Source organism: Spirillospora sp. NPDC049652 (assembly GCF_040675125.1).
GTDB lineage: Bacteria > Actinomycetota > Actinomycetes > Streptosporangiales > Streptosporangiaceae > Spirillospora.
In genome coordinates this window covers 1-1,420 of record NZ_JBFAOF010001403.1, presented here as the reverse complement: position 1 = coordinate 1,420, position 1,420 = coordinate 1, and the positions used below count along the sequence as shown (strand labels likewise).

At 76.7% G+C, this 1,420-nt stretch carries 1 protein-coding gene; it reads left to right on the top strand.

Annotated elements, in window-relative coordinates; genetic code table 11:
• Positions 1-1,108, top strand: a 1,108-nt coding sequence (locus AB0J52_RS40590) for a hypothetical protein (RefSeq protein ID WP_500188546.1), incomplete at its 5' end; no start/stop codon positions are given.
• Positions 1,109-1,420: the final 312 nt, after the last annotated feature.

Here is a 1,420-nt window from a genome sequence, read left to right as displayed (position 1 = left end):
GTGCGAGACCGCGGCCGCCCAGCAGCGGGCCCGCGAGAGCGCGGCCCCCGGGCTCACCGGCCAGGTCGCGACGGCCCGGGACCTGGTGGACCGCCTGGAGGACATGGCGGCCCGCCTCGCCGCCGCGCTGGCGGGCGAACTCACCGTCGCCGGCGTCGAGGCGCGGATCGCGCAGGTCCGCGCGGACACCGCGGCGGTCGAGGCGGAGGCCCACCGCGCGGCCGAGACCGCCCGCGCCCAGGCCCGCGAGGCGCTGACCGCCGCGGACGCGCAGCGGCACCGGGCCGACAAGGCCGAGGAGCTCAATGCCGAACTGCGCGAACGGCTCACCGAGGTCACGGCCGAGCACGACCGGCTCCGCGACCGCTTCGACCAGCTCAGCCGCACCGCCGAGCAGACCAGCGCCGCGCTGGGCGCGGCCCGCCGCGACCAGACGCAGCTGGCCGACCAGGTCTCCGAACTGAGCACGTCGCTCCAGGCGGCGATCGAGGAGATCACCCGGCTGCGCGGCGACCTCGGCGCGGCGCAGGCGGCGGAGAAGGCCGCCCGCGACCAGGCCATGATGATGGCCACCGAGATGCGGCAGCAGCACGCGCGCCTGGAGGAGGCCGCCAACGGGCGCGCCCGCGCCCTGCAGGACGCCGACGAGGCCCGCGGCCAGGCGCGCGCCGAGCACATCGCGCGCGTCAAGGTGGAGCAGCAGGCCCGGGTGGTCCAGGAGCAGATCAACGACGCCCTCCAGCAGCGGGACCGGGCGCTGGAGTCCACCCGGTCGGCCCACGAGCGCCTCGACCTGACCAGGAAGGCCGCCACCGAGCAGCAGGCGGAGGCGGCCCGGCAGGCCCGCCTCGTCACCGAACTGCAGGCCCGAGTGGACATGCTGGTCGGGGAGCGCGACGCCGCCCGCGCCGAAGCCGACCGGGCCCGGCACCGCGTCGACCAGTTCATCACCACCCGGCACCAGGGGCCGGGACAGGCGCCCGGCGGCCCGTCCCGGACCGGCCCGCTCGACCACCGCCCCACGGGCCGCCCCGCCGACCCCCAGACCTCGCAACCGGGGGGCACGGTGTCCTACCTGCACCGCGTCCCGAGAACCGGGAGCGGCTGAGCGCACGTGGCCGTCCGCCTGCCGCCCCCGTCCTTCCACAATCGGCAGCGGGCGGCCGCGTGTCCTTCCCTTCACCGGCCACCGCCCACCCGGCCCGCGTGGCCCGACCGTCCGTGTGGCCCGACCGTCCGGGGGATCCGCTCGGGGATCCGCCGTAGTCCAGAGGATGAGAACCAGCACGATGACCGCACCGAATCCCGCCCCGTCGGTGACCCCTGAGATCAGTCTCGTCGAGGCCGTCTGGCGCTACCGGCTGATGTCGTCCCTCATCGTGGTGGCCTGCGTGCTCGCCGCGGTCGCGGCGACCGCGTT